The sequence below is a fragment of the Pseudoalteromonas sp. P1-26 genome (assembly GCF_001401795.1).
Lineage (GTDB): Bacteria > Pseudomonadota > Gammaproteobacteria > Enterobacterales > Alteromonadaceae > Pseudoalteromonas.
On the sequence record NZ_LKDX01000024.1, the window covers coordinates 44,657 to 67,822 of the forward strand.

24 protein-coding genes and 1 pseudogene are annotated in these 23,166 nt (G+C 41.3%); 18 read left to right on the forward strand and 7 right to left on the reverse strand.

From position 1 onward, the window contains the following. Positions 1-21 precede the first annotated feature (21 nt). The 3 genes from AN394_RS12870 to hisIE are packed head-to-tail and all read left to right on the forward strand — an operon-like array spanning position 22 to position 2,122. Complete coding sequence (locus AN394_RS12870; protein ID WP_055021693.1) at positions 22-756, forward strand: 1-(5-phosphoribosyl)-5-[(5-phosphoribosylamino)methylideneamino] imidazole-4-carboxamide isomerase; 735 nt, start codon at positions 22-24, stop codon at positions 754-756. Beyond that, positions 738-1,517: an imidazole glycerol phosphate synthase subunit HisF gene (gene hisF, locus AN394_RS12875; protein ID WP_055021694.1), complete on the forward strand. Its 780-nt coding sequence runs from the start codon at positions 738-740 to the stop codon at positions 1,515-1,517. Before AN394_RS12870 ends, hisF begins: the two co-directional genes overlap by 19 nt. Further along, positions 1,508-2,122, forward strand: a complete 615-nt coding sequence (gene hisIE, locus AN394_RS12880) for a bifunctional phosphoribosyl-AMP cyclohydrolase/phosphoribosyl-ATP diphosphatase HisIE (RefSeq protein WP_054552013.1) — start codon at positions 1,508-1,510, stop codon at positions 2,120-2,122. Before hisF ends, hisIE begins: the two co-directional genes overlap by 10 nt. Before the next feature lie 33 nt (positions 2,123-2,155). Here hisIE and AN394_RS12885 read toward each other — a convergent pair whose 3' ends face one another. After that, complete coding sequence (locus AN394_RS12885; protein WP_055021695.1) at positions 2,156-3,046, reverse strand: LysR family transcriptional regulator; 891 nt, start codon at positions 3,044-3,046, stop codon at positions 2,156-2,158. Between the two features lie 111 nt (positions 3,047-3,157). Here AN394_RS12885 and AN394_RS12890 point away from each other — a divergent pair, with 111 nt between their 5' ends. Then, positions 3,158-4,345: an MFS transporter gene (locus AN394_RS12890; protein WP_055021696.1), complete on the forward strand. Its 1,188-nt coding sequence runs from the start codon at positions 3,158-3,160 to the stop codon at positions 4,343-4,345. Between the two features lie 196 nt (positions 4,346-4,541). Then, the gene (locus AN394_RS12895; RefSeq protein WP_055021697.1) at positions 4,542-5,504 is read left to right on the forward strand and encodes an alpha/beta hydrolase; all 963 of its coding nucleotides are present in this window, start codon (positions 4,542-4,544) and stop codon (positions 5,502-5,504) included. A gap of 107 nt (positions 5,505-5,611) precedes the next feature. Here AN394_RS12895 and AN394_RS12900 read toward each other — a convergent pair whose 3' ends face one another. Continuing rightward, on the reverse strand, positions 5,612-6,526 hold the full coding sequence (locus AN394_RS12900) for an AraC family transcriptional regulator (RefSeq protein WP_055021698.1): 915 nt from the start codon (positions 6,524-6,526) through the stop codon (positions 5,612-5,614). A gap of 176 nt (positions 6,527-6,702) precedes the next feature. Here AN394_RS12900 and AN394_RS12905 point away from each other — a divergent pair, with 176 nt between their 5' ends. Together AN394_RS12905 and AN394_RS12910 are read left to right on the forward strand one after the other, a co-directional pair. Then, positions 6,703-7,194, forward strand: a complete 492-nt coding sequence (locus AN394_RS12905) for a cupin domain-containing protein (protein ID WP_105181850.1) — start codon at positions 6,703-6,705, stop codon at positions 7,192-7,194. 14 nt (positions 7,195-7,208) lie between these two features. Continuing rightward, positions 7,209-7,556 carry a cyclophilin-like fold protein gene (locus AN394_RS12910; RefSeq protein WP_055021712.1) on the forward strand — a complete coding sequence of 116 codons (348 nt, stop codon included), beginning with the start codon at positions 7,209-7,211 and terminating at the stop codon, positions 7,554-7,556. 69 nt (positions 7,557-7,625) lie between these two features. Here the strand turns inward: AN394_RS12910 and AN394_RS12915 are convergent, their stop codons facing one another. From AN394_RS12915 to AN394_RS12925, 4 genes are all read right to left on the reverse strand, one after another. Then, complete coding sequence (locus AN394_RS12915; RefSeq protein ID WP_235576262.1) at positions 7,626-8,657, reverse strand: serine hydrolase; 1,032 nt, start codon at positions 8,655-8,657, stop codon at positions 7,626-7,628. A gap of 159 nt (positions 8,658-8,816) precedes the next feature. Beyond that, positions 8,817-9,005, reverse strand: a complete 189-nt coding sequence (locus AN394_RS22315; RefSeq protein ID WP_235576263.1) for a hypothetical protein — start codon at positions 9,003-9,005, stop codon at positions 8,817-8,819. Between the two features lie 165 nt (positions 9,006-9,170). Next, a complete protein-coding gene (locus AN394_RS12920) occupies positions 9,171-10,352 on the reverse strand; it encodes an NAD(P)-dependent alcohol dehydrogenase (RefSeq protein WP_055021699.1) in 1,182 nt (393 codons plus the stop codon). 11 nt (positions 10,353-10,363) lie between these two features. After that, positions 10,364-10,786, reverse strand: coding sequence for a cupin domain-containing protein (locus AN394_RS12925; RefSeq protein WP_055021700.1), 423 nt, complete (start codon positions 10,784-10,786; stop codon positions 10,364-10,366). Positions 10,787-10,974: 188 nt separating this feature from the next. Between AN394_RS12925 and AN394_RS12930 the strand changes: the two genes are divergently transcribed. The 4 genes from AN394_RS12930 to AN394_RS12945 all read left to right on the forward strand — a co-directional run bounded on the left by AN394_RS12930 (position 10,975) and on the right by AN394_RS12945 (position 13,458). After that, entirely contained in the window at positions 10,975-11,712 is a 738-nt protein-coding gene (locus AN394_RS12930) for a hypothetical protein (RefSeq protein ID WP_055021701.1), read from the forward strand. A 152-nt stretch (positions 11,713-11,864) separates the two neighbouring features. Next, positions 11,865-12,377, forward strand: a complete 513-nt coding sequence (locus AN394_RS12935) for a hypothetical protein (RefSeq protein WP_055021702.1) — start codon at positions 11,865-11,867, stop codon at positions 12,375-12,377. A 36-nt stretch (positions 12,378-12,413) separates the two neighbouring features. Continuing rightward, positions 12,414-12,599: a DUF1289 domain-containing protein gene (locus AN394_RS12940; protein ID WP_054563898.1), complete on the forward strand. Its 186-nt coding sequence runs from the start codon at positions 12,414-12,416 to the stop codon at positions 12,597-12,599. A gap of 64 nt (positions 12,600-12,663) precedes the next feature. Further along, positions 12,664-13,458, forward strand: a complete 795-nt coding sequence (locus tag AN394_RS12945; RefSeq protein ID WP_055021703.1) for a glycosyltransferase family 25 protein — start codon at positions 12,664-12,666, stop codon at positions 13,456-13,458. A gap of 20 nt (positions 13,459-13,478) precedes the next feature. Here the strand turns inward: AN394_RS12945 and AN394_RS12950 are convergent, their stop codons facing one another. After that, on the reverse strand, positions 13,479-15,260 hold the full coding sequence (locus AN394_RS12950) for a M61 family metallopeptidase (protein ID WP_055021704.1): 1,782 nt from the start codon (positions 15,258-15,260) through the stop codon (positions 13,479-13,481). A gap of 202 nt (positions 15,261-15,462) precedes the next feature. Between AN394_RS12950 and AN394_RS12955 the strand changes: the two genes are divergently transcribed. From AN394_RS12955 to AN394_RS22320, 7 genes and pseudogenes are all read left to right on the forward strand, one after another. After that, positions 15,463-16,998: a GGDEF domain-containing protein gene (locus AN394_RS12955; RefSeq protein WP_055021705.1), complete on the forward strand. Its 1,536-nt coding sequence runs from the start codon at positions 15,463-15,465 to the stop codon at positions 16,996-16,998. A 71-nt stretch (positions 16,999-17,069) separates the two neighbouring features. Beyond that, positions 17,070-18,413: a nucleotide 5'-monophosphate nucleosidase PpnN gene (gene ppnN, locus AN394_RS12960; protein WP_055021706.1), complete on the forward strand. Its 1,344-nt coding sequence runs from the start codon at positions 17,070-17,072 to the stop codon at positions 18,411-18,413. A gap of 11 nt (positions 18,414-18,424) precedes the next feature. Further along, a complete protein-coding gene (xni, locus tag AN394_RS12965) occupies positions 18,425-19,198 on the forward strand; it encodes a flap endonuclease Xni (RefSeq protein WP_055021707.1) in 774 nt (257 codons plus the stop codon). A gap of 71 nt (positions 19,199-19,269) precedes the next feature. Next, on the forward strand, positions 19,270-19,653 hold the full coding sequence (locus AN394_RS12970) for a DUF3192 domain-containing protein (protein WP_054563904.1): 384 nt from the start codon (positions 19,270-19,272) through the stop codon (positions 19,651-19,653). Between the two features lie 18 nt (positions 19,654-19,671). Then, the gene (locus tag AN394_RS12975) at positions 19,672-21,357 is read left to right on the forward strand and encodes a hypothetical protein (RefSeq protein ID WP_152968930.1); all 1,686 of its coding nucleotides are present in this window, start codon (positions 19,672-19,674) and stop codon (positions 21,355-21,357) included. 215 nt (positions 21,358-21,572) lie between these two features. Further along, positions 21,573-22,580 (forward strand): isocitrate dehydrogenase, encoded by a 1,008-nt coding sequence (locus AN394_RS12980; RefSeq protein WP_054563906.1) that lies wholly within the window; start codon positions 21,573-21,575, stop codon positions 22,578-22,580. A 302-nt stretch (positions 22,581-22,882) separates the two neighbouring features. Further along, positions 22,883-23,166 (forward strand): annotated as a pseudogene (locus AN394_RS22320) (transposase); the annotation flags it as partial.

The following is a 23,166-nucleotide window of genomic DNA, read 5'->3' on the forward strand; positions in this document are numbered from 1 at the left end:
AAAAAAATAAGAGAAATAAACGTGATTATTCCAGCACTCGATGTATTACAAAACCAAATTGTGCGCTTATACCAAGGTAAGTATGATACAGCACAATTTTACCCTTACGAACTTGGCGCACGCTTACAAGAGTACGCAAATAGCGGCGCAGGCAAACTGCACTTAGTTGATTTAGAAGGCGCACGCGATCCAAATAAAAAACAGTGGCAGCATATTCAAGCTGCAACCAAAGAGCTTAATGTGCCTTATCAAGTGGGCGGTGGTATTCGCTCTGAGCAAGATGTTGCTGACTGGCTTGAAGCCGGAGCTAACCAAGTCGTGATTGGCTCAATGGCCGTTGAAAAACGTGAGCAAGTACAGGCCTGGATTGAAAAGTTTGGCAGTGAACACTTTGTTATCGCACTAGATGTTAATAAAACCGACAACGGCTGGGCACCAGCAACACATGGTTGGTTAAGTGAATCTGAGTTTGGCTTGTTCGAACTTGTTGATTTTTACGTGGCACTGGGTGTGGTTGATTTTCTGTGTACTGACATCAGTAAAGACGGCACCATGACCGGCCCTTCGTTCGCACTTTATGAAGATTTAACCAACCACAACAGCGAGATTAAAGTTCAAGCATCAGGCGGTGTAAGCTCACTGGATGATATTGCAAAGCTGAAAAAACTGGGTGTTGGCGGTGTTATCTTAGGTAAATCATTGCTCGATGGTGCCTTTAATGTTGAGGAGGCGTTAGCATGTTATCAAAACGCATAATCCCTTGTTTAGATGTAAAAGACGGCCAGGTCGTTAAAGGTGTTAAATTTAAAGGCCATGAAGTGGTTGGTGATATCCTAACGCTTGCCAAAGCTTACAGCGATGCCGGTGCGGATGAACTGGTGTTTTATGAAATCAGTGCCAGCGTCGAAAAACGCCTACTTGATGTCAATTGGGTAGAGAACATTGCACGCCACATTGATATTCCATTTTGTGTGGCGGGCGGCATTAAATCTGTTGCTGATGCAGCACGTGTTTTAGAACGTGGCGCAGATAAAATCAGTATTAACAGCCCTGCAATTGCTCGCCCTGAGCTTATCAAAGAGTTACACGATGAGTTTGGTAAACAATGCGTAGTTGTGGGTATTGATAGCTTTTATGATGAAAACACTGGCGAGTATTTAGTGTACCAGCTGACTGGCGACCCAAATGCATCAAGCCGTACTCGCTATAAAACCGAAGAATGGGTTAAGCGCGTGCAAGACCTAGGTGCTGGTGAAATCGTGCTCAATTGCATGAACCAAGACGGCGTGCGTAAAGGCTACGACAATGTTCAGCTATCAAAAATGCGTGCACTGTGCGATATTCCACTAATTGCATCGGGCGGCGCAGGTACGATGCAAGACTTTGTTGATGTGTTTCAACAAAGCCAAGTTGATGGCGCGCTCGCTGCCAGCGTATTTCACAAGAACGTCATTGATATTGGCGAACTAAAACAATTTTTAATCGATAATAATGTAGCGGCAAGACTATGCAATTAACCAAAGACACTCTTTCTCAAGTCGACTTTGCTAAAAGCGAATTGATCCCAGCTATCGTGCAAGATGCACGTTCTGGGGTGATTTTAATGCAAGGCTTTATGAATCAAGACGCATTAGCTGCCACTTTCGACAAGCAAAAAGTCACCTTTTACTCGCGTTCTAAAGAGCGTTTATGGACCAAAGGCGAAACATCAGAAAACTACCTTGAAGTAGTCTCAGTACACACCGACTGCGATTACGACTCACTATTAGTACTTGCAAACCCACTTGGGCCAACATGCCACCTTGGTACACAAAGCTGCTTCGGCGATGATGCTAAACCTAGCTTGTCGTTTTTAGCTGAACTTGAACAAGTGATTGTTTCACGTAAAGACGATGATCCAAGCAAAAGCTACACTGCGTCTTTGTTTGCAAAAGACTTAAGCCGTAGTTGCCAAAAAGTGGGTGAAGAAGGCGTTGAAGTTGCCCTTGCAGCCATGAAACATGATAACGATGAATTAACCAATGAATCAGCAGACTTACTGTATCACTTAACTGTGTTATTGCAGCGCCAAGGCTTATCGCTGGCTGATGTGGTGAGCTGTTTACAAGGCCGCCATAAGTAATAATCATAGAGTGTGGTATCTAAATACCGCACTCTATTGCTGTTTTAACGCTTCTAACACAATTTTAAATGCCGGAGACGGTTGCCTTCGGCTCGGGTAATACAAATAATAACCGGGAAATGCGGGGCACCAATCAGCTAACACTTTAATTAAATTACCATTTTTTATATGCTCACCAAACTCCTCTTCAGGTAGAAACGCAATACCTAACCCCTGTAACGCCGCCTCAACAATATGATGAGAGGTATTAAAGATTAATTGACCGCGTACATTCACATTAAGTTCTTCACCCTCTTTTTCAAACTCCCACGCATATAAACCGCCATGGGTAGGAAAGCGAATGTTGATACAATTATGTGCAGTAAGATCCTTTGGCGTGTTAGGCTTTTGATGCTTAGCAAAATACTCAGGGCTTGCAACGGCTGCCATATTGAGCTCTTTACCAATAGGCACAGCTATCATATCTTTATCTATGGTTTCGCCAAGACGAACGCCAGCGTCGATACGCTGAGCAACAATGTCTGTGTAGCCATAGTTAACATTGAACTCAATATTAATATCGGGGTATTGCTTTAATACATTGGCCAGCTTTGGGAGTAATGTGCTCTGAATTATAAAATCACCACAAGTAATTTTTACCGTGCCCGCAGGTTTGTCTCTGAGTTCAGTTAACGCTTCTAACTCATTTTCGATATCATCAAAACGATGCCCTATTGCATTGAGTAAACGCTCCCCGGCGAGAGTCGGCGATACGCTTCGAGTTGTTCTGGTTAACAAACGAATATCTAAGTTTGCTTCTAGTGAACGAATAGCCTGACTCAAGGCAGACTGAGTTACGCCTAACTGAGCAGCAGCACGTGTAAAACTGCCAGTTCTTGCCACAATGACAAAATAGTTCAATTCATTGAGGTTTTGTTTGATCATCCACCTGCCTATTAATAAGTTTTACTAATAAAGCATATTAGTATTCATTAGCTAGTCTATTCAACCTATGTTTGAAAAAATACTCCATCACATTTAACTGTATGGACTAGCATGACAAATTACTCAACCTATCAAGATGATCAGCCTATCGAGCAGCAAGCTAATTGGAGTGGGGTTTTTGCGATGACATTATGTATTTTCGCCTTAATAGCCTGCGAGTTTATGCCTGTAAGCTTATTAACACCTATGGCTGAAGATTTATCAATTAGTAAAGGCATGGTTGGTCAGGGGTTAGCAATATCGGGCTTTTTTGCGGTGATCACAAGTCTATTCATGAGTCCTTTATTTGCTAAAAGTGATCGAAAGACCTTACTAGTCGCTCTGACCTTGATAATGCTACTGTCAACTTTAACAATCTCTATAGCTGATAGTTACGCTGTTTATATGCTTGGTCGTGCGTTAATCGGCTTAGTCATTGGTGGCTATTGGTCACTTTCAACTGCTTCTGCAATGCGCTTAGTTCCCGAGGAAAAAGTGCCTAAAGCACTGGCAGTATTTAATGGTGGTAATGGTCTTGCCATGATAATTGCAGCACCACTTGGCAGTTATTTAGGCAGTGTTCTTGGCTGGCGAGGCGCGTTTATGTGTTTAGTGCCATTTATTGCTATTGCTGTATTTTGGCAATGGCAGGCTTTGCCTAGCATGCCAGCTCAGCAGCAATCAAAAGGACCTTTTTCTGCATTTAAGTTATTTAAAAAGCCACTCGTCCGTTTTGGTATGCTAGCTGTCGCGCTGCTATTTATGGGGCAATTTACTTTATTTACCTATGTAAGGCCCTTTTTAGAGTCAGCGTTTCAAGCCACCAGCCAACAAGTCTCTATGGTGTTATTTGTTATTGGTTTTGCAGGCTTTATTGGCACCTTATTGATCAGTAAGGTCATAAAACTCAGTTTAGCGTTTGCATTAATAGCTGCTCCTGCGGTTATGGCTTTAATAGCATTTTGTTTAGCTAATCAAATATCTCTTTTTAACATCAACATCGTATTACTTGGATTATGGGGGTTAATTGCAACTGCAGCGCCTGTTGCTTGGTGGAGCTGGGTAGCTCGTGCTTTACCAAAAGATGCTGAAGTTGCAGGAGGATTGATGGTCGCAATTATCCAATTTTCGATAGCGCTAGGCTCAACATTCGGCGGCATATTATTCGATGTTTATGACTACCCTATTACCTTCTTTGTTAGCGCAGCTATCTTATTTTTTGCAGCCATTGCCAGCTATTTCACTATAAAAACACCCTAAAAAATCATTAGGTGGCTCATACTTGAGCTACCTAATGTTCATTTTAAGCACCTAAAGATACATTCGACACTTTTAGGCAATAAATCGACTGTTCTAATATAACGCCAAACTGCACAAATAACCGACAATAACCTCATCAAAGCTGCATTGTGAAAACAAATTGCAGTCCCTGTTAATCAAAAAATAGGAGAGTGTTATGACAACCTCAACTGATAATTTTTACCAAAGCGATGCTGTTAACTTTGAAAAAGTAATTTTCAAAAACCAATTACAAATGAATGTAGTCGGTAATCTTTTTACACCTAAAAATGCAGAGAAAGGTGCGAACCTTCCGGCACTTGTAATAGGTCACCCTATGGGTGCGGTAAAAGAGCAAAGTGCTACTTTATATGCAACTAAACTTGCAGAGCTAGGATTTGTAACTTTGGCAGTTGATCTTAGCTTCTGGGGCGAAAGTGACGGCGAACCACGTAATACTGTACTACCTGATTTATACGCAGAGTCATTCAGTGCCGGTGTCGATTACCTTGCTAGCCGTTCATACGTCAACAAAGAAAGCATTGGTGGTTTAGGTGTATGTGGTAGTGGTGGTTTCATCATTAGTGCCGCTAAAATTGACCCACGTATCAAGGCTGTGACAACAGTGAGTATGTATGACATGGGTGGCGCAACGCGCAATGGTTTAGGTAACTCTATCAACCTTGATATGCGTAAAGATATGCTCGATGAGGCTGCAGAGCAACGTAATGTTGAGTACCTTGGTGGCGAAGTACAATATACTGGCGGCTGCCCCCATCACATTGATGAAAGCTCACACCCAATTGCAAAAGAGTTTTATGACTTTTACCGCACTGAGCGTGGTGAATATACACCAGAGCGATCATCAGCAGATTTAACTACACACCCAACATTAAGCAGCAATGTGCGTTTTATGAACTTTTATCCATTTAACGATATTGAGACTATTTCACCACGTCCATTACTGTTTGTTGCCGGTGAACACGCTCACTCATTTGAGTTTAGCCAACAAGCCTATGATTTAGCTGCTGAACCTAAACAATTATTGGTTGTACCAAATGCAGGTCATGTTGATTTATATGATGATGTGGGTTTAATTCCATTCACTAAAATTGCTGAATTTTTCAAAGCAAGTCTTTAACTAAAACGTGTCATGGTAACGAATGGGACATAGGGATATGCTCATTCGTTTTTTATACCAATTCGCTTAATTAACTATTATTGCCCATTGGTATTATATGTAGCCGGCTATTTAGCCGTTGCTAAAAACGCCTCAACATCTCGTTTTGGTGATAAACCAAAAAAACGAGAATACTCACGAGAAAATTGTGAAGGGCTTTCGTAGCCAACCTTAAAAGCAGCACCTGACGCATCCATACTCTCGCCAACCATCAACCTTCTTGCTTCCATTAACCTTAAACGCTTTTGATATTGCAACGGACTCATTGAAGTTAGATCTCGAAAATGATGGTGAAAAGTCGATTTACTCATTTTCGCAAGACCCGCTAAGTCCTCTACACTCAAGGGTTGATCATAGTTTTCTTTTAACCATTTAACACTACGTGCAATTCTCAGCCCTTGGCTACCTGTCGATACTATATGGCGAAGCTCCGCCCCATGCTCACTATTAAGTACACGCCAAAAAATTTCGCGTTTAATTAATGGCGCAAGCACTGGCATAGACTCCGGATCATCAACCAGCTCAATTAATCGTGTAAAAGCGTTAAGTAGTGGCTCTGTCATCTCACCTAAAGTCATTCCCTTATTGAGTGATTGCTTGTTTAATTTGTCGAGCGGTATTTGCGAAATCAGTTCACCTAACATAGCCAAATCAAGCTTTAACACTAAGCCTAAATAAGGTGCGTCGTCTTTTGCTTCAAGAACTTGCATTTTTGCAGGCAAATCAATTGAGGTAATCAAATACTTGTGTGGGTCATACTTGAACACATCTTCGCCCAAGGTCATGCTTTTTGCCCCTTGTAGCACCAGTGCAATACTTGGTTCAACCACACACATTGAACAAGAGGTGGCGGCCTGTGTTTGTCGATAAAAAAACAAATCCTCAATCACGCTATCAGCGGTTTCTTGCTGGCCAATAAGCGGCGCAATCTTATCTGCTAAACCAGCACTCATTTTAGCAATAGCATCATAATCTGAATGCATAACCAACCCAATTAAATTCAAGATACTTAACTATACGCTCGGTTATACAATATTGACCAGTGGTAAATTTACCGGTTCGGACTAATAGGCAATAACTTGCGTGCATTGTACTTTTTAAAGGCACAGTTTTTAGCCAAAATTAAGATTCGTTCGGTTACAAACACATGGAGAAAAGTATGAAGTATATTATCGGTACCCTTATCTTAACGATGAGTGCATTTAGTCATGCAGAAAACGCCTCTTCACAACGTTTAGAATTACCGCAAATCACAGTGCAAAAAAATGGCACTCAGTACCCAATGACTGGGCTCGACAAGTATTTCACGGGCAAAGTACGCGTCGAGCCTAGTTTCCAAGCTCATGGCGAAGCGAAAGCCGCTGGTGCCATGGTAACCTTTGAGCCCGGCGCTCGAACAAACTGGCACACCCACCCTGTTGGCCAAACCTTAATTGTTACATCAGGTATGGGCTGGGTTAATCAGTGGCATGGACAACCTCAGGTTATAAAACCAGGTGACGTTGTACATATTCCTGCTAATGTTAAACATTGGCACGGTGCTACAGATAAAACAGCCATGATGCACTTAGCTATTCAAGAATCAAAAGACGGTAAGGTTGTTGATTGGTTAGAGCCAGTAACAGATAAGCAATATTTAAAAAAGCAGTAAAGATGGTAAGTGAAATGCAAATAAAGTTCACCAGTAACGGCAAAACTATGCAAGCGACTCTAGAAAGTAACAATGCCGCTAAGCATTTTTATCAACTTCTACCACTGACTCTAAAGGTAGAAGACTTTGCCAATGCTGAGAAAATTGCCACTTTACCAGAGAAATTAAATCTACAAGGCTTACCTGCTGGCACCGATGCCGACGCAGGAGACATCACTTATTACGCACCTTGGGGTAACCTTGCGCTCTTTTATAAGCAGCAAAGTTATGCGAATGGTCTGATAAAACTTGGCAAAATAACGGGCGATAGTCAGTTTTTTAAAAGTTTAGGCCAAGCGGATGTCACTATAGAGCCCTTGTAGTAGATACTAACTCTCCAGTTAGCAAAGCTGCTTCTGTACGCCACAAAGCAGCTTTTTTATTGCCTGACTTTATCTGCCCAGTGCTTTTAAAACATCACGAGCAAAATCATGCTCACTAAAGCCTTTAAGCCCTGCAAGGTCGTACCCTCGCCTTACAATAACTAACTGCTCGCTTGGAATGATCACTAAAAATTGACCACGGTTGCCTCGCGCTGCAATGGTATCGTTTGGTAACTCAGGAAAACGTTCGTTATAAAGCCACCACTGTGCACCGTATCCCGGTGCCGTTACAGGGGGTTGAGCTGAGGCAGGTTTACTAATATAACTTAACCAGTCTTTTGGTAATATTTGCTCACCTTGCCAGCGGCCATTATTCAGGTGTAATAGCCCCAAGCGAGCAAGATCCCGAGAAGTAGTCCACACTTGCGATGACAAAATAAAGTCACTTTGCCAATCTGACTCTAAAAACGTGTGCTGCATGCCGATTTTATCGAGTAAGTTGTCATATGGGTAACGCAAGTAGCTCGCCTCATCGTTAAACGTTTCTCGTAAGGTACGTAACGCTAACATAGTGTCATTATTAGCGTATTTCCAACGGCTACCAGGCTTAACTTCTAACGCAGTATGCGTTGCAGTATCAGACACTAAACCGCCGCCCATATAGACACGATCCGTACGATTGCCCGCTTTATTACTGTCTAAGCCCGATGCCATATGAAGCAAGTTTTCAAGGATAATTTCGCCACGAGGGTCAAGCGGGTGAGACCAGCTTTCAAGCCCCGCAGGCTTAGTAACATCAAGTCGTTTTTGTGCTACCGCCACACCAATGATGCTCGCGCCAATACTTTTTGCAACAGACCAAGTACGCTGGGCAGTTTCAGGTGTAAAACCTGCTTTATATTGCTCTGCTAGAATCGCCTCAGGGCTTGCTATTAAAATTGCTGAAGTTCGTGCGCCTTCACCATAATGACGAGTAAAAGCCTGTGCAATAACCTCATCAAGCGCCTTATTGCCCGTCGCATTATTAACACCATTTAGCGTTTGCCAAGGCTTACCATCATCCTTTTGGTGGGCTAAGTTTTCTTTAAACGGTGCTTGCACGAGTGTTGCAGCTTTAAGGCTTGCCCCTACGGGTAAATCAACACAGCCTAAACGAGGCCGCCAAACCGATATACGTTGCTTATCTTTATCGTAATCAACAATGACTCGTTTATGCTCAGTATCAATGTTCGCTTTTAGTGTTTTTACAGTATCTGCAATTCAAGGATAAATACCGGTAAGTTCATCAATATCGATTTGATCTTTGCTTTTGCCAGCGTTAAACGTGGCACTACAGGTAAAATTGGCGACGTACCCAGCGGCATAAGCGTTCAAGGTTGTATCTGTTTCTTCGCTACAAACAAAAAAGCTAGTGCACAACAACGTACTCAGGAAGGTTATTTTTTTCATTATTACTCCATGGAGGCCAAAGAGTTTAAGTTAGCAAAAGAAAAAAATAATGATATGTTTTTACGGCAGTATTCGCTCTTTAAGCGATAAATCACCGAATAAAAAAGGAACAACAAAAAACGCCATACTGGGTATGGCGTTTGGCTTACTCAATCTAAAAATTATTTAAAATGTCGAGGCATCAATTACATAACGATAGCGCGCTTTTTTCTCCACCACACTTTGCCATGCATTATTGATTTCAGAGGCTTTGATTAACTGGGTTGCTGGCAGAATATTATTCTTAGCGCAGTAATCAACAACTTCTTGCGTTTCTTGCATATTACCAATTAACGAAGCATTAAAGTTTACGCGGCTTGCAGCCAATGCTAATGCATTCATGTTTAATGAAAACTCTTCTGGCATACCCACTTGGGTATACGTGCCGAATGGTTTTACTAATGAAGCATATTTAGCAATATCATATTTCACTGGCAAGGTATTAATTAAATAATCAAGCTGCGACTTATGCTCGTTGTAAGCGTCTTCACCGTCAACAACAACCACTTTAGCGCCAAAGGCTTTAATATCGGCTACTTTGTCTTTTGAGCTTGTGAACGCATAGACATCAGCACCTTGTGACACAGCCAATTTAACAGCTAAGTGCCCAAGCCCACCAATACCAACAACACCTACTTTATCGCCTTTTTTCAAGTTAAATTTAAGCAACGGAGAATACGTTGTAATGCCGGCACATAATAAAGGAGCAGCATTCTCTAAACTAATGTTTTCAGGAATATGCACTGCAAAATGATCGCGAACAACAATGTTATTCGAGTAACCACCTTGTGTGATACCTGTCGGTGAGCGCTCATCAGGGTAGCCATAAGTGAATTTTGTTTCTGGGCAATATTGCTCGCCTTGATCTTTACAGCTATTACAGTCAAGACAGCTATCAACCATACAGCCTACACCAGCACGGTCGCCCACTTTAAACTTAGTCACATTCTTACCGACTGCTGTTACGATACCTGCAATTTCATGACCTGGTACTTGAGGGTATTGCTGTGCGCCCCAATGCCCTTTCATCTGATGAATATCTGAGTGGCAAATACTGGCGAATTTAATTTCGATTAAAATATCGTTATCGCCAACTGGGCGTCTTTCGAACTCCCATGGTTTTAGTAAGCCTGAATTATCAAAAGCCGCATAGCCACGAGATTTTATATTGCCATTTGCAAGCTGCTCAGATGATGCTGCAAATGAAGGCGCCGCAAAGCCACCTAATAACAGGCCTGCACCTAAAGCTGAACTCGTTTTAATAAAGTTACGACGTGATAAGTCTTGCGTTTCATGTTTGTCACACATTTCAATGTACCTTATGCTAAATAATCTTCATCTGAAACAGCTTCGAACCAGTCAACAGGTTTACCATCGAGTGCTTCTTGAACTGCTACATGCTTCATTGCACTATCAGCAGTCGCACCATGCCAGTGACGTTTTCCGCAGTTACACCAAATTAAATCACCTGGATTGATGACTGTTTTCTCACCACCCTCGCACTGTGTCCAACCTTGACCTTCTGTAACTAATAAAACTTGGCCGAGTGGATGAGAATGCCAATTTGTACGAGCTCCTTTTGAAAACTCCACCACAGCAACACCAACGCGAGCAGGTGCTGGTGCATTAAATAAAGTACTGATTTGCACTTTACCTGTGAAACATTCTGCTGGCCCTGCGATTGGATCTTGAGAACCTGACTTAATTACTTGCATATCGTTTGTTTGCGCTGAATCACTCATATGTTTCTCCTTGGGTTGCTTAGGTTTTGGTCTACTATTTCAGTCTAAAGCATCGCGAAAAACCATAAATGCCTGAAGCTCGCGCTTTCTTGCCTATTTGTGTAAAAAAGTTTTTAAAGCCTTTAAACCTTTTTTATCAGCACTTGCGACTAAGCTAATAACACCACACATATAAAAAGGGAAGAACCATGTTAAGTACAGTAAAAACACTCTCACTAATTGCCGCAGGCTTATTATCAGCGCAAACATTTGCTTGGGGTGATATGCCACTACAAGAAACTAAAAACTTAACGCTAGATGCAGCCTCATTAAGCGCTTTAAAAGTAGAAGCGGGTTCTGGCTTTTTACACATTACCGGTAGTGACAGTGATGAAGTAACCGTTAAAGCCGAGATTTATCAAGAAAAGCCTCATGATGAATACTGCTTAAACCTTGAAGCCAAAGGCAATAACGCAGCACTTAGTGCAGGCCAGTGCGATTACCATACCAATAAGCAAACTCGCATTGATTTAACCGTTGCTATCCCTCGCTCATTTAATGTAAATGTGCACGATGGCTCTGGTGAAATTATCATTAGCAAAGTTGCGAATACTGTGATCAACGATGGTTCAGGTTCAATTACCGCAAATGACATTACAGGCACATTAGAAATCAATGATGGTTCGGGTAGCATAGATGCACGTAATATCAGCCGTGATATTAAAATTCATGACGGCTCAGGTAATATTGATGTTGCCAACGCACAGGGCAATATTGAAGTACACGATGGCTCTGGTGGTATCGAGTTAAATGATATTTCGGGTGATGTTGTCGTTTCAGATGGCTCAGGCAGCATTCGCGTTGATACTGCAGCAAACTTTGAGTTACTAAGTGATGGCTCTGGCTCAGTAAAAGTAACCAACATTGCAGGCAAAACCAAGATGTAAGCTCACGCTTTTATAGTTTTTAGCAACTAAAATGCCTTCCTTTGCGAAGGCATTTTAAATTGTAATTACCAATCTTTATTAGCATTTTTACAAGGGCTTAGGTATCCTTTAGGAAACGTTTAAGGAACTGCTATTTAAAAGGATAGCCTGATATGAAAAAGCCACTCGCCGCCTTACTAACTGGCCTTGTTTTAACAGGTTGTACAGGACTAACAACTGAACAACAAACGGCCATTGATAACTTAACCCCTTGCGAGAAAATTAACGCCCTATTAGGTGCTTACGACAACCGCTTTGAAGGCTTAAAACGTAGCCGTGTAAATACTAAATACATGGAAACATGGACAGCGAAATACAATCTTATTGCCGATAACTGTCAAATCACGGCGCTTGATAAAGACAATGTTACCTACCGCTGTGTAGGCAACTACGAGCAACAGCAACAAGCTGTCGCTGATCACACCCGTGCGGTTAATTTTACCCAAGCTTGTTTAGCGGGTAATAATTGGCATCAAACACAAAAAGAGTCAGCTGAATCGTTACGCACTACGTTTGTGCTTGACGAAAACAACCCTGTTATCTCAATTCATTCGGGTAAAACCCTATCACGCAAACAGCCTTGGTCTACCACTCTTGAAATTGGTAAGCCAATTGAAGGTAAGTAATACACTCATGAAGGCTACATTAGCCTTCACATCACTATGACAAAATCAAAAAAACCAACCAGCCAATTTAAAACAGATTGCATCGGTCAATGTCATCGCCTAAAAGGCTATTGCACTGGCTGTGGTCGCAGTAATGATGAAATTTTTGATTGGATCATTTTATCCGAACAAGAAAAGCAAGCGATTTTAAATACTCCTCGCCCTGACATAAAAGCGAAATAGTTCTGACACCCAAGCGTCATTAAAGCTTGTTAGCCTGATTCAAACTGACCATCAGGTAACGATAATGACCGCTATTTTTGTAATTAACTTAGCAAGCTCTACTGAACGATTAAACCGTGTTAGCCATGAGCTAAATGCACAAAATTTGGCATTTGAACGCCTTGATGCAATTGATGGTAGAGAGCTGTCTGATACAGAGATAACCAAGCACTATAGTGCTGATTTAAACCTAAAAAAATACCATAAGCCCTTGAGTAAAGGTGAAATTGGCTGTTACCTGAGTCACAGAAAAGCATGGCAAACCATTGTCGATAGGCAATTAGATTACGCCATTATTTTAGAAGATGACTTTGTTCTCGACCGCTCTATTCACAGTGCAATTGAAAACATTAGTACATTAAAACAGCCTTGGCAGCTAATAAAATTGGCCGCTTATAAAGACCGAAGTCGGGAAATTGCCTTTACAAAACACCTTGCTGATGAGCAACACTTAGTCATTCATAAAAAGCTTATGTCTGGCTGCTGTGCAACTGCTGTTAGTTTTGAAGGTGCAAAAGCGCTGTTAAAAGCCACAGCCACATTTGGCCGCCCCGTTGACTGCGATTTACAACATGTGTGGGAAACCGGTGTTTATGGATACTCTTTGCTGCCCTACCCAGTGTCACAACCCGATAATTCACAAAGCGATATTCGGGATAGATCAACCAAAGTTAAAAAGTCGTTTTGGCGACGTAAAAAACAGCAACTTCATAGTGCACTACTAAACACAAAGTACACAAAGCAGTTTGTAAAAGCGCAGCTAGTACCGAACAAAAAGAAAGGAGCCGCAGCTCCTCTCTTACCAATAAAAAATCATTAACGATTTATTTAGCTTGCCTATTATTTTGCCTGGTTTGGGTGGTCAACCCCCATCCACGCTTTAAACAATGCCATTTGAGCTGGTGTTGCATCTTTTAATGCTTTGACCTTTTTCTCTTTATCAAAGTCTTCGCTAAGTGTTAGCGTTGTGCTTTGTAATGCATCGCGTCGAATGAAATCAACAGTCACTGTGTCGCCTGCTTTAAACGTTTCGAGGCTGGCTGTTAGGTCTTTACCGACATGCTTTTTGTTAAACGCCACAATTTTGTCATCAGTCGTTAAGCCCGCTTGCCATGCAGCGCCACCACGGCGAACATGAGTTAGGGTTAATAACTCACCGCTGTTTTTTGCAAACGAATCAATACTAGGTACTGATTTTGCGCCTTCAGGGCGAATTAACCCTAAGCCTACTTTTGCAAGTAGCTCATCAAAGTCGATAGCAGCTGGCTCATCCACATTCGCTTGCCACCAAGCGCTATAATCACGACCTGTAAGCTCTTTTAAAATTGCTTTAACATCATCTGGCGTAAAACCATCAGGTAAACGATGCTTGTTATAAAGCGCGCGGTGAACGTCGCGGTAACTGATTTTGCCATCGCTTTTTTCAAGCAAATCAATATCAAGCGCCATTGAAATCAATGCACCTTCTAAATAGATATTGGTGCTGTAGTTGCGTGCATGATCGCCGCCTTGGTTGATCCACTTATCAAAGCTTGTTTCAGTTGCGCTTTGTACTTCGCGACCCGGTGTTTGTAAGTGACGATTAACAGTTTTCGTTAGCGTACCGAAGAACTCATCGGTTGTTTCAATGCCAGCGCGCACCATTAAGTGATCTTCAAAGTAGCTGGTTGAGCCCTCTGCAATCCATAATGTTTTCGCGTAGTTAATGTTTGTATAGTCATACGGCGCAATACCTTTAGGGCGGTATGCTTTTACGTTCCAAGTATGAATAAATTCGTGAGCTGCGGTGCTGATAAACGCAAGGTAATCTTTACGAGAACCAAAACGGTCACGTGGGCGCTGGATAATTGTTGAGTTTAAATGCTCTGTTGCACCGCCTGCACCTGACGTAGCATGTACCATAAACACATAACGCTCATACGGGTAGTTATCCCAAATTACGTTGCCCGTTGTCACTAGCTTTTTAAGGTCAGTTAGCATTTGATCTACATCGTAGTTGCCTTCACCCCAAATAACGAGCTCATATTCACGGCCATCAACAGTGAACTTGTGTAGCTCATTGATACCCGTTTCGATTGGTGAATCAACTAAAATATCGTAATCAGCGGCCTTAAAGCTGTGTTTAGAGCCCGCATTTTCCATACCCGATACTGAGCGCCATTCTTTTGGTACATTTAGCTCAACTTTAACTGGGTCTTGGCGGAATGATTCGCTGAACATGAAAAAGCCAGATGCATCAATGAAGGCATGACTGTCATCAATATGACGAGCACGTTTACCTAGCTCGTTAGCGTAAACTTGGTAATCTACATTGACTTGAGTAGGTTCGTTTAAGTGAACACGCCAAGTGCTGTGGTCAATTTTTTCCCACTTTAAAGCCTTACCATCATCATCTTTTGCTTCGAAAAAGCGCACACCATTGGCAAGATTTAAAATTTCGTAACGGCCAGTACGCCAAGCTGGAAGTTTAATATCTAAATGTGCTTGTGCAGTTTGCGGAAACTCAACACTAACATTACCTAAATGGTGCTCAGGCTGAGTGATAGACAGTGAGTAGTTCACATCTGCGAACGCACTACTAGAACAGGCCGCCAGAATAGACATTGCCAAAAACTTTTTCATAACAACTCTTTTTATTACTATCAAAATTGCGAAATAGCCTAACAATTGCGAGAAAAAATGTGAATTAAAAACCGATAAACAGCCATTGCAACAAGTTTGATAGACAAAATAGCTAAGTTTTTGACTTGGAACCTACATTTCGTATTAATTTGTTGTAAACTTAGCTAATAGAAATTTGAATTTTTGATGGCGGTATTACTAGGTGCAGCAACAGCATGATGTTCTTAATAAAAAGTTAAAGCAAGCGATCGACGCTCGAACAGTGGTCGAAGATGCGCGCAAACATCAAGTTGAAGTTCTTTCTCAGTTTGCAGCGAAATTATCGCTAAGCTGTAAAGGACTAGACATTGAACTAGACAATCGTTTAGCGAAATTTAGAAATGCCCTTAAAAAAGGGGTTAAATTCGAATTACTCACCCCCTTTATCGATGATGTGCTTGGCCTGTTAAAACAACAAGAAACTAAGCAAATGGCACTGCAACGTGAGCTAAATGAAAGCGTCACTGACGCAGGCAAGCAGCTGCAAAAAGTACGAGGCTTGCCTGAAGATGCACGTCGTTCGCTACGTTACTTACTTGACCACGAATTAAATAATATTCAGTCTAATCATGACTTTGTGCCACTACTTTCAAAGCTGATTTTAATTTATCATCAAGCCTTACAAGCCAAGCTTGCAACAACAAATACAGCTGAGGCGCAAATAAGACCAGAGCTTGCCACACAGCTGCTCTCTCTTGCCAATGACTTAGTCCTCGAAGATGAAAGTGCCGAGCAAATTAAAACTATCAAAAGTAAAATAACCCAAAATGATAGTGTTGACGATCTGCTTGATTCTGCACTGAATATTATCAGCATCGTTACGCGCAATATGAGCAAAGAGCGCCAATCAGCGCAAAGCTTTTTGATCTCATTAAATCAAACAATCGAAGATTTACATCATTCAATTGTTTCTACTAGTAAGCATTCAGAATCTCTGAGCGCTGAATACGACACGCTTAACAAGCAAATCGAAAGCAAAATTAAAAACCTGCATACGCAAACACAGCAAGCGACGTCTATTTCTTCGCTTAAAGAGCTTGTAGAAGAAGAATTAAAATCATTAAGTGATGATTTAATCGCAAAAGAAAAGCTAGAACAAACAGAACGCGAAAACTTACTCGCTAGCTTTAACGATATTAATAGCCGCATTAGTCATTTAGAAACCAAGCTTTCGACCTATAAGCAGCGCCTAAATGAGCAGCGCTTTAAAAGCTTACTCGATGGCCTAACTAAGTTGCCAAACCGTGCAGCGTTTGATGAACGCTTTAATCATGAGTTTAACTTATTTAATGTCCAAGAATCAGACATTACCTTTGTAGTGATTGATGTAGACCACTTTAAATCAATCAATGACCAATATGGCCACAGTGCCGGTGATAAAACACTGCAAGTAATTGCTAAAGCATTACAAAAATCAATTCGTAAATCAGACTTTATTGCCCGTTACGGCGGCGAAGAGTTTGTGTTACTAATGAGTGGAATGTCGATTGAAAATGCCACTGTGCCACTTGAAAAATTGCGCAAAACAATTCAAGGCATTCCGTTTAAATTTAAAAATAAGCAAGTAGAAATCACCATTTCTCTTGGTGCAACCCAGTTGAAAAAAGGTGATACCCCGCTGATTGCCTTTGACCGTGCAGATGAAGCACTATACAAAGCCAAGAACGAGGGACGAAATAGAGTTTGCATTAGCAAATAAAGGTCTCATCTAGTATGTGAGGTCTTTGACACACAATGATAAAGGCTCATAGACGAGCCGGGAGAGTGCTTATGTTAAAACAACTGAATCCTACAGGTGTACTGGATTTACTATCGCAACTAGAAGTTGATCTACTCGAACAATCATCCACCAGCGAGCGCTATAAATTATTTAGGAACTGTGTGCTCGCGGTTCTCAATGTGGGCAGCCACACCGATTCAAGCTTAGAAATTTATAATAAATACGAAGACTTTGATATTCGCTTATTAAGCCGCGAACGCGGCATTAAGATCGAACTTGAAAATCCACCAGAATCTGCCTTTGTTGATGGCGAAATTATTACCGGTATTCATGAACATATCTTTTCGGTTATTCGCGATATTCTGTTTATTTGTCAAAAATACGAAAAAGATTTAACAGAGCAAAAAGCCATTACTCATATGGTATTCGATATGCTGCGAAACGCAGGCGCACTGAGAGTAAATAGTGATCCAAGCATGATAGTTTGTTGGGGCGGCCACTCTATTAACGAAGTGGAATACAAATACACCAAACAAGTTGGCTATGAGCTTGGCCTTCGTGGCTTAAACATTTGTACCGGCTGTGGCCCTGGTGCAATGAAAGGTCCGATGAAAGGCGCAACCATTGGCCATGCCAAGCAACGTATTACGAATAATCGTTACTTAGGTTTAACCGAGCCAAGTATTATTGCCGCTGAGCCACCTAACCCGATTGTAAATGAGCTGGTGATTTTGCCTGATATCGAAAAGCGTTTAGAAGCATTCATTCGTACAGCTCATGGCATTATTATCTTCCCAGGTGGGGCGGGTACCGCAGAAGAGCTGTTATACCTTTTAGGTATTTTGCTACACCCAGATAACGAAAAACAATGTTTACCAGTGATCCTTACTGGCCCTAAAGAAAGTGAAAACTACTTTATTGAGCTGTGTAAATTCGTTGAGAAAACTCTCGGTAAAGCGGCGCTAGATAAGTTTGAAGTGATCATCGATGATCCAGAGCGAGTTGGTAAAACGCTTAAAGCAAAGATGGCTGAAGTACGCGAATACCGTAAAAGCCAAGGCGATGCTTACTACTTTAACTGGACATTAAAAATCGATAATGATTTCCAACAGCCGTTTGCACCAACTCATGCTAATATGTCGAGCTTAGATTTACATTTAGATCAACCAACTCAGCAACTCGCAGCTAATTTACGCCGTGCGTTTTCAGGCATTGTAGCTGATAATGTTAAAGACGAAGGCTTACAAGCCATCAAACAACATGGCCGCTTTGTGCTAAGTGGTGAACCTGCGCTTATGGCTGATATGGACAAACTACTGGCAGCATTTGTTGAGCAAGGCCGAATGAAGTTGCCTGGCAGTAAGTATATTCCTTGCTATGAGATCAAAGCCTAACAGGAGCCTATGTGACAACCCAATTACTTTTAATAGATGCGCTAAATCTTATTAGGCGCATCTATGCTGTTGATAGTAATCAGAGTCATCACAGTGAAGAACATATGATAAAAGCAAGCTGTGCCCGAGTGGCACATGCTTGCAAAAAGTTACGCCAGCAAACGAATGCAACTCACGCGATTGCCGTGTTTGATGGTGAAAGAAGTTGGCGTTATCACTACTTTGAGGCCTACAAAAGCACTCGTTCACCAATGCCTGACACCCTCAAGCAAAACTTATCATGCTTTAAACAAGCAATTGAAGACACTGGCATTGTGGTGTTTTCACCTGATAATGATGAAGCCGACGATATAATTGCTACTCTTGCTTACAAGGCCGCAACTAATAATGTGCCTTCTACCATCGTTTCGACAGATAAAGGGTTTTTGCCGTTTTTATCTGAGCAAATTGCAATATTTGATTACTTCAAAAAACAGTATATTGAGCTTGAAGATATCAAGCAGCGCTTTGATGTACCAAAGCATCGGCTTGCTGATTTTTGGGCTTTAGCTGGTGATAAAACCAATGATATTCCGGGCGTTAAAGGGATAGGTAATAAGTCGGCGCAGCAATTAATAAACGATTATGAGTCGATAGAAGCGGCCATGAACGATGATGAGCTAAACCCGACTCTTAAACGTAAGCTGAGTTCAGAAATGGACATGTTCGTAATTTCAAAAAACCTTGTTATGCTGCGTACCGATATTAACTTAGGCTTTAGTTTAAAGCAGTTAAGGCTCAATTAGTCGCAATCTCGTAGCGCAGTTTGCCAACTGAGCGTATACTGAAAATTCGCGTTAGTTTTATAGAGTTACACATGTTTAAAAAGGTTTTCCAATATCTGGTACTTGGGTTAGGTGTTTATGCACTGATAGCAACCCTAGTGATCACTTTTTATAAAGATGATCCGCAAGCCATGATCTGGCAAGACCGTGAAGCTTTTAATAAACGCTATATCGCAAAACTATCGATTGATAAGCCTGAAAACCTGAATGCGGTGCTTGATTATTTAGGTAGCCCCGATCTAACCTATGCAAAACGAGTCGAAGACAATGTTTGGCAGATTATTTTTTACCGCACTCAGCATGTTAAATCTGATGGCATAACCACCATCGATGAATGCACAGGCCTACTATTTAAAAATGGTCAGCTGGTATTATGGGGGCCAAGTGCCTATGAAAGCTATCAACAAGAAACCTAACCGCTTATGATGGAAAACGTGACGCCACGGGAATTGGCACGCTTATTTGATAGTACACACCAGCTACTTAAGCTTTATCATCAAAAGCAAAAATGGTCACAAATTTTCCCTTTATTAAGTAACCTAGCTGAGCGTTATTACCTGCTGTATCAAGCCTGCCCAAAAGGTATGCAAGCACAACTAAGCTTGTATGTACCGAACCATGGTTACACCACAAACTTAGTTGTAAACCAATGTGTTGTAGCCTGCATTTTGTGCCGCAGCCTAAACTACAACCAAGCCATTAGCGAACAAATTATTAGCTGCTGTTTAGCCAATTACCTCTGCGTGCAATCACAAAGTAATAAGTTAGCGGCAGGACAGACCCTGACGGCTCAAGATAAGAAGCTTTGGCAGTGTCGCCACCAATTAGCAGCAAAGTTACTAAAAGACTCAGGCCCACATACGCTTTCTATTCAGCATTTATTAGCGCGTTTAAATAAATATAAGCAAGCACTCTTAAGCGCGCCGAAAATTATGATTTACGATGGCGCAACAACCTTAGTTGCTTTGGCTAATATTATTGCCATGAATACGACTTACCGGGAGTCGGGTGGTCACATTAGTGTGCACAAAGCCTTAGCTGATATTTATTTACGCACCCCTAATGAATTTGCCCAAAATGCTATAAAAGCACTGATTGCGCATATTGGCCCTTACATTCCGGCCAGTGAAGTAAAGTATGCCGAACAAATACTTATTTATTTAGCCACAGATGAACACGGCCGCCATATATTGGTTGATGCCAGCCGCCCTGAAAAAATTCGTTGGCATCGCTTTAAAGCGAGCTTAACTATTTTTGACAAACAAAGACATTGTAAAGACACTCGTTTGCTGTACACAGTTTGGTTTAGTGAAAACATTAACTTTGCTGAGTCACAGCCAATAAATCAGCAGCGAAGGCAGCACTATTTAGAGCTAATTAGTTCTTTAAAAGTATCGCAAGAATATAGCTACCGTGGCTTAAATAAACTTTTAAGTCCCTACCCTGAATTGATAACCCAGCTTACTGTTGCCTCTAAACCCTATAATAAAGAGCAGCAAAGAGCTAAAGACTTGCGCCATTGTTTATCTATGGTCGGGTACGATAACGCCCCTGCGATTATCCAAAAAGTATTATTTCAACGCTTGGTTGCAACCACCTCTCACCCGCTTTTTCAGCATATCTCTAAGCGCCTTGAGAATATGGTACGCATTATTCAGGCGCTATTTAAGCACACCGATTCTATTCAATTTGAGCAAGTTACTTTGCCCTTATATGCCTATGTTTTATACCTTTGCGAACATCAAGCAACCAGTATTTCTCGTAAAACTGTATTTGAGCAGGCCGAAGAACAGGTAATAAGCCCACCACTTGCCTGTTTGTTTGGCGTTAGTCACTTAAACCAAGAGCCACTAACGGCGTATTTAAATCAACTGATTGGCGATAACAGTTGGACACAGTATTTACTTGGTAGTGAGCAACATAAAAAACAAACTCTCGATATCAATGAAAAACATTGGGTCGCAATTAAGCTATTTACTTATTATGTTTTTCAACCCAAAGCGTTATTTAGTAGTTGGCAAGAACAGATTATTTTCGACAGCTTATCGGCTGCTGGTTGGCAATCAAAAGCAGATTTTTATGCATATCTGAAAAACTGTGAATTTGCAGACAATTTTTAGAATGTGATGTTAAAAAGTGCGAAAACGTTAAATAAATATGAACTTTAGTCTGTTTATAGTCAGTATTCACAGGATAAACTGGCAAAAAGCTGAATAAATTGCTATAAAAGCCGCTTAAATTTTCAAACACATCCACGTAAACCCTCTAACAAGTAAATCGCATGCTATTTCGCGATAAGTTTACGTGTTTATCTACTCATAAATAGGAAAAGTAAATGGCTAAACAAACCATCACAGTGATCAAAGGCGACGGCATTGGTCCTAGCATTATTGATTCAGCACTTGAGATCCTTAAAGCTGCAGGTTGCGATTTTGATTATGAATTCGTTGATGCTGGCCTTGCTGCCCTAGAAAAAACTGGTGAGTTACTTCCGCAAGAAACAATCGACACAATCGCGCGTAACAAGATCACTTTAAAAGGTCCTTTAACTACTCCGGTTGGTGAAGGTTTCACTTCAATCAACGTAACTTTACGTAAAAAGTTTGGCCTTTACGCTAACGTTCGTCCTGTTAAATCATTCGCAGGTACACAAGCTCGTTACGACGACATCGATATCATCACTATTCGTGAAAACACTCAAGGTATGTACTCAGGTCTTGGCCAAGTGGTTTCTGAAGATGGTAACGAAGCAGAAGCAATGTCAAAAATCACCCGTGAAGGTGCAGAAAAAATCGTTACTTTTGCATACGAACTAGCGGTACGTGAAGGCCGTAAAAAAGTAACTGCTGTACACAAAGCTAACATCCTTAAATCAACATCTGGTTTATTCTTAAAAGTTGCACGTGAAGTAGCTGAGCGTTACCCACAAATCGAATCAACAGAAATGATTGTTGATGCAACTTGTATGAAACTAGTTATGACTCCTGATGAGTTTGATGTAATTGTTACTACAAACTTATTCGGTGACATCCTGTCTGACCTATGTGCTGGCCTTGTTGGTGGTTTAGGTATGGCTCCTGGCGCAAACATCAGTGAAGATGCAGCAATCTTCGAAGCTGTACACGGTAGCGCACCAGACATCGCTGGTAAAAACCTTGCAAACCCAACTTCAGTGATCTTAGCATCTATCCAAATGCTAGAGCACCTAGGTATGGGCGACACTGCAGAGCGCATCCGCAGCGCAGTTGCTGATGTTATCAAATCAGGCGACCGTACAACTCGCGACCTAGGCGGCAGCCACGGTACTACAGACTTCACTCAAGCTGTAATTGAGCGTCTATAAAAAACATTTGTTTAAGGCTTATGACAAGCTAATAACCCTTAAACACCTCCTTACCAAAAGCCAGTCTACGACTGGCTTTTTTATTCTCTCTACTTAATTGAATACTTAAATGGACATCCACTTTTATTTTTTAGCTTATTTGGACATCCACTTTTATCTTTTTAGTAAAACCTCAACATAAAACTAGACACCCACTTTAACCACTACACTTCCACAAGACTAACTAGACATCCAACTTAAAATTTCTCACTTCTCAAAATTATGGCTAAACTTGTATTGTTCAACTCAAGGAGGAGAAGAGCATGGCAACCCCGCGTAGAAACTTAATTAGCGTTTCAAACACACCTTACTATCACTGCATTTCACGCTGCGTTCGTCGCGCTTATTTGTGTGGACAAGACCCACTTACGGGTCGTTCATATGAACATAGGCGGGGTTGGGTTGAAAAGAAACTACTTCAACTTGGCAGGATATTTTGTATTGATATTTGCGCCTATGCTGTAATGAGTAATCACACTCATCTGGTTCTTCACATTGATATAGCAAAAGCTAAGCGTCTAAATAATAAAGCGATTCTTATTAGATG

Bases quoted from the DNA above. Each gene is read 5' to 3' on its own strand.
- AN394_RS12970 (WP_054563904.1), top strand. From the start codon at position 19,270: ATGTTTAAAAAGGTTTTCCAATATCTGGTACTTGGGTTAGGTGTTTAT.
- AN394_RS12890 (WP_055021696.1), top strand. From the start codon at position 3,158: ATGACAAATTACTCAACCTATCAAGATGATCAGCCTATCGAGCAGCAA.
- AN394_RS12930 (WP_055021701.1), top strand. From the start codon at position 10,975: ATGTTAAGTACAGTAAAAACACTCTCACTAATTGCCGCAGGCTTATTA.
- AN394_RS12980 (WP_054563906.1), top strand. From the start codon at position 21,573: ATGGCTAAACAAACCATCACAGTGATCAAAGGCGACGGCATTGGTCCT.
- AN394_RS12945 (WP_055021703.1), top strand. From the start codon at position 12,664: ATGACCGCTATTTTTGTAATTAACTTAGCAAGCTCTACTGAACGATTA.
- hisIE (WP_054552013.1), top strand. From the start codon at position 1,508: ATGCAATTAACCAAAGACACTCTTTCTCAAGTCGACTTTGCTAAAAGC.
- hisF (WP_055021694.1), top strand. From the start codon at position 738: ATGTTATCAAAACGCATAATCCCTTGTTTAGATGTAAAAGACGGCCAG.
- AN394_RS22315 (WP_235576263.1), bottom strand. From the start codon at position 9,005: ATGAAAAAAATAACCTTCCTGAGTACGTTGTTGTGCACTAGCTTTTTT.
- AN394_RS12910 (WP_055021712.1), top strand. From the start codon at position 7,209: ATGCAAATAAAGTTCACCAGTAACGGCAAAACTATGCAAGCGACTCTA.
- AN394_RS12920 (WP_055021699.1), bottom strand. From the start codon at position 10,352: ATGTGTGACAAACATGAAACGCAAGACTTATCACGTCGTAACTTTATT.
- AN394_RS12950 (WP_055021704.1), bottom strand. From the start codon at position 15,260: ATGAAAAAGTTTTTGGCAATGTCTATTCTGGCGGCCTGTTCTAGTAGT.
- AN394_RS12905 (WP_105181850.1), top strand. From the start codon at position 6,703: ATGAAGTATATTATCGGTACCCTTATCTTAACGATGAGTGCATTTAGT.
- AN394_RS12885 (WP_055021695.1), bottom strand. From the start codon at position 3,046: ATGATCAAACAAAACCTCAATGAATTGAACTATTTTGTCATTGTGGCA.
- ppnN (WP_055021706.1), top strand. From the start codon at position 17,070: ATGTTAAAACAACTGAATCCTACAGGTGTACTGGATTTACTATCGCAA.
- AN394_RS12925 (WP_055021700.1), bottom strand. From the start codon at position 10,786: ATGAGTGATTCAGCGCAAACAAACGATATGCAAGTAATTAAGTCAGGT.
- AN394_RS12900 (WP_055021698.1), bottom strand. From the start codon at position 6,526: ATGCATTCAGATTATGATGCTATTGCTAAAATGAGTGCTGGTTTAGCA.
- AN394_RS12940 (WP_054563898.1), top strand. From the start codon at position 12,414: ATGACAAAATCAAAAAAACCAACCAGCCAATTTAAAACAGATTGCATC.
- AN394_RS12935 (WP_055021702.1), top strand. From the start codon at position 11,865: ATGAAAAAGCCACTCGCCGCCTTACTAACTGGCCTTGTTTTAACAGGT.
- AN394_RS12895 (WP_055021697.1), top strand. From the start codon at position 4,542: ATGACAACCTCAACTGATAATTTTTACCAAAGCGATGCTGTTAACTTT.